Source organism: Streptomyces sp. NPDC054956, from assembly GCF_053609185.1.
On sequence record NZ_JBSGXB010000461.1, the window covers coordinates 1 to 4400 of the forward strand.

Annotated in this window: 4 protein-coding genes; 2 read left to right on the forward strand and 2 right to left on the reverse strand. The window is 73.3% G+C overall.

The window, feature by feature from the left end; all coding sequences use genetic code 11:
• Positions 1–30: 30 nt before the first annotated feature.
• Both pcaB and ACWGDE_RS36585 read right to left on the reverse strand, forming a co-directional pair.
• On the reverse strand, positions 31–1446 hold the full coding sequence (gene pcaB / locus ACWGDE_RS36580; protein ID WP_453393394.1) for a 3-carboxy-cis,cis-muconate cycloisomerase: 1416 nt from the start codon (positions 1444–1446) through the stop codon (positions 31–33).
• Complete coding sequence (locus tag ACWGDE_RS36585) at positions 1443–3404, reverse strand: FAD/NAD(P)-binding protein (protein ID WP_453393395.1); 1962 nt, start codon at positions 3402–3404, stop codon at positions 1443–1445. Before ACWGDE_RS36585 ends, pcaB begins: the two co-directional genes overlap by 4 nt.
• A gap of 369 nt (positions 3405–3773) precedes the next feature.
• Here ACWGDE_RS36585 and ACWGDE_RS36590 point away from each other — a divergent pair, with 369 nt between their 5' ends.
• A complete protein-coding gene (locus tag ACWGDE_RS36590; protein WP_453393396.1) occupies positions 3774–4004 on the forward strand; it encodes a DUF6059 family protein in 231 nt (76 codons plus the stop codon).
• Between the two features lie 136 nt (positions 4005–4140).
• The coding region (locus ACWGDE_RS36595) for an S-adenosylmethionine synthetase N-terminal domain-containing protein (protein ID WP_453393397.1) at positions 4141–4400 on the forward strand (260 nt) is incomplete at its 3' end.

The following is a 4400-nucleotide window of genomic DNA, read 5'->3' on the forward strand; positions in this document are numbered from 1 at the left end:
GCAGCCCCCTTCGCGCCGGGTGCGGGTGGCTCACCGGGTGCGCGCGAGCTCCCGGTGGCGGGCCAGGACACGGTCCACCAGGGCCCCGGCGGCGCCGGTGTAGCGGGCCGGGTCGGCGAAGGAGTCCAGTTCCCCGCGGGTGAAGCGGGCCGCGATCTCCGGTTCGCCGGAGAGGAGTTCGCCCAGCGGGCGGCCGCTCGCGGCCGACTCCAGCGAGGCCCGGGTGACCACGGCCTTCGCCGCCGCCTTGCCCAGGACCGGGGCCAGTACCGCGGCCAGCCGCTCGGCCACGATCAGCGCGCCCGTCAGCCCCAGGTTGTGCGCCATCCGGTCGGCGTGCACCCGCAGACCCGAGGTCAGCTCCGCCGCCGTGTGCGCGGCCCCGCCCACCAGCCGCAGGCACTCCCGCAGCGGCTGCCACTCGGCGTGCCAGGCGCCCGCGGGACGCTCGTCCTCCGCGAGCAGGGCCTGGGTCACGGTCACGGCCAGGAGCGGCACCTGCGCCGCGGCCGACCGGATCAGGGTGGCCAGGACCGGATTGACCTTCTGCGGCATCGCCGAGGAGACCCCGCGGCCGGGCGCGGTCGGCTCGCCGACCTCCGTCACCTCCGTGCGCGACAGCGACTGCACGTCCACCGCGATCTTGCCGAGCACCCCGGACGTCAGCGTCAGGGCGGCGGCCAGATCGGCCAGCGGGGTCCGGGCCGTGTGCCAGGGCGCGACGGGTACGGCCAGGCCCAGCTCGTCCGCGTACGCGCCGAACAGCTCGGTCACGTAGCGGCCCGGATCGGCCGCCGAGCTGTCCGGGGCGTCGATCCGCGCGTACTCCAGATAGCCCGCCAACGTGCCCGCCGCGCCGCCCAGTTCCACCGGCAGCCCGCCGCGCTCCAGGGCCCGCAGCCGCTCCAGGGCGTCCAGTACGCCCTGCAGCCAGCCGGCCGCCTTCAGCCCGAAGGTGGTCGGCACGGCGTGCTGGGTCAGGGTCCGCCCGGCCGCCGGGGTGTCCCGGTGCTCGGCGGCGAGTGCGGCCAGGGCGTCCGCGGTGCGCTCCAGATCGGCGGTGATCACCGCCAGGGCCCGCGCCGCCACCAGCATCGTCGCCGTGTCCAGCACGTCCTGGCTGGTGGAGCCGCGGTGCACGTAGTCGGCGGCGGCCGGGTCGGCGTCGGCCACCGCCGCGGTCAGTGCCTGGACGACGCCCACCACCGGGTTGGCCGCGCCCCGGGCCGCCTCGGCCAGGGCCCGCAGGTCGAACGCGCCGGCCTGCCCGGTCCTGGTGATGACCGCTGCGGCCGCCTCGGGGACCAGACCCATCCGGGCCTGCGCCCGGGCCAGGGCGGTCTCCGCGTCCAGCATGGCCTGGAGCCAGGCCAGGTCGTCGGTGACCGGTTCGACGGGGGTGCCCGCCCGGACGGGGGAGAGCAGTCCGGAGTCGAGGCCGCTCATCGCGCCACCTCGCTGCGCGCGGCGGGCACCGTCGCGGCCGGCACGCCGGCCAGGGCGATCACGGCGCGCGCGAGGGCGTCGGAGTCCCCGAGGGTCACGGAGTTGACGCCGGGCCGGATGCCGGCCGCCGTCACCCAGTGCACCGATTCGGTGGGCACGCCGAAGGCGAACCGGCGCGGGTGCGGCTCGCCCGCCGCGTCGATCAGGTGGTACGGGCGCTGCGTGACCGCGAGCCCGCCCGTCGGGTACGTCTCCCGGCCCGGGCCGTCGATCACGTGGGCCGAGCACTGCCCGGTGGCCTTGAGGTGCTGGAGCAGCGGGTCGGCGGTGCGGCGCAGGTCGATGTCGGGCAGCCGCGCCTCGATCAGCACGCCCGCGTGCACCTCGGAGCCCGGGACCCGGCCCGAGGAGGCGGTGAACCGGCGGCCCACGGCGTCGAGTTCGACCCGCATGTCGGGGCCGATCACGTCGAGCACCCCGGCCTCGATCAGCGCGATCATCTCCTCGATGCGCCGGGTCGGCGGGCCGATGGAGAGGAAGGCGTTGAGCGGGGTGTACCAGCGGTCGAGGTCGTCGCGGTGCGAGGCCGCGGTCAGCCCGTTGTGGTCGACGAGCAGGCGTATCTCGTTGCGCAGGTCGCGCAGGGCGTCCAGCGCGGCCTTCAGCGGGCCCTCGACGTTGCCCTCCAGCGCGTCCGCGACATCGCGCCGCAGCAGGCCGAGCAGCCAGGTCCGGTACGCGTCCGGCCCCGTGAACTCCAGCCCCTGGTGCGGCTGCGCGAGCCGGTCCCAGTCCCAGTGGTCCTCGGCCGCGATGCCGAACTCCCCGAGCAGGCGCCGCTCGGCCGCGCTGCCGCGCTCGGTGGTCAGCAGCAGCTCCCGGAAGGCGTCCACGTAGGCCGCGGAGTGCTCGCGGGCCAGCAGCGCGGTGTAGTAGACCGCCTCGGCCTCGCGGGCCACCAGCGGCCAGATCTCCGTACGGAAGTCGAGGCCCGAGTTCAGCTCGGCGCGCCGGCGCAGCTCCCGTACCTTCTTCTCGGTGAGCAGCAGCGGGACGTGCCGTCCGAAGGCGCCCTTCTGGTTCTCGCCCCGTGCGTGGTACGGGATTCCGCGCCGCGAGCTCGCGAACAGCCGGGGCTCCAGACCCGAGGGGCGGTAGACGAGACGGTCGCCGTCCTCCTCGAAGACACCGCCCCGGCCGTGTGTGAACAGGGCCATGTAGTCGAAGAAGTTGAGGCCGAGACCGCGCAGCAGCACCGCCTCGCCCGCGCCGATGCCCGACAGGTCGGTGTCGGCGGGGTTGACCGGCAGGTGGTGGCGCAGGCCCAGAGCGGCCGCCTCCTCGTGCAGGCGCAGCAGCCACTCGGGCTCCTCGGCCGGGACGTGGCCGAGCGAGAGCACCACGGCGTCCAGGTGCTCGAGGACCGTGCCGTCCTCCAGCCGCAGGGTCTGCGGACCGTCCTTGTGGTCGCCGCCGTCGTCGAGGGCGACGGCGCGGCTGTGGTGCACGACGATCTCCACCTGCGCCGGGGCCAGCGCCACGACGTGCTGGAAGACCCATTCCAGGTACCGGCCGTAGAACCCGCGCGTCGGATAGGTGTTGGGGCCGAGCCGGCGGGCCTCGGCGAGGAAGTCGGCGTCCAGGCCGCCCTCGCCGGGCTCCAGCGGGGTCATCAGCCGCGCCCACTCGTAGAGGCTCGGACCGGAGGCCAGCGGTCCCGACATCTCCACGGTGTCGTCGGTGAAGAGCGTGACCTGGGAAGCGACGGTGTTCATCAGCAGATGACGGGACTGGTTCCCGCGCCAGACTCTGCCCGGACCCGGCTTCTCCGGGTCCACCACGTGCACCGTCACGTCGACGTCGGGGAACTCGGAGGCGTTCGCACAGACACGCTCCAGCGCGGACAGTCCGCGTGGCCCGATGCCGACGACGCACATGACGAGTTGCTGATTGCCCATCTGCTGCTCCTGATTGGCGTGAGATGAAAAGAAGGCGGGAATGCGCATCCCGTCGTGGAGCGCACGCATGAAAGCGATCAGATCCGCCGGTGCGAAAGCCGGTCAACGAAAGGCCCGCCCCGGCCGGAAATCGCGGTCCCGAGCGGCGGAAGAATGCCGAGATCCTGCCGGGTGGGGCGGGCGACCGGCCGGTTCTGCTCCGGCCTCGCCATGTCCGTGCGGCCGCGTTGCCATGGGCTTGCCATGCCGGGGCCCGTGCGGGCGCTCGCGCGGGTGGCGCCTCGACCTCTGCTTAAGCCGAAGCCAAGTCCCCCTCGCCATGCTCCGGTCGGTGGTTTGTCGTTTCCCCAGCCCAGGAGGGCAGCAGCCGTGCGCAGCCGAAAGTGGTGGAGGTTCATCGCCGGTCTGGGTGCCGTCGGTGGGGTGTGGGTTCCCCTGCCGCCCGAGGATCCGGAGGCGGTGAGGCCGCCCCTGGAGGGTCCTTCCCTCCGGTTCCCGCACCACCTGGGCGGCGGTCCGCCGCCCGGCCATCCCGAGAAATGGGACGGCACCGTGGAATTGTCCGAAGAGGAAATCGAGATCTGGCGGCACCTGATCTGATCTTCATGCCGGTGTGGCGTGCAAGCGCTGCTTAAGCGGATCCCCGCAGCATCGCGGTCGGCGCGCCGCTACCGCGGTGCGCCCGAGTGCTGTTGTCTGCTCTCGTCAATCGCCGCCGATTCGCACCGGGAGTGCAGTGTCCCGTCGTCTTTTCACCTCGGAGTCCGTGACCGAGGGTCACCCCGACAAGATCGCTGACCAGATCAGCGACACCATCCTCGACGCGCTCCTCGCCGAGGACCCGACCTCGCGCGTGGCCGTGGAGACCCTCATCACGACCGGTCTCGTGCACATCGCGGGGGAGGTGACGACGAAGGCGTACGCGCCGATCGCGCAGCTCGTCCGCGACAAGATCCTGGAGATCGGCTACGACTCCTCGAAGAAGGGCTTCGACGG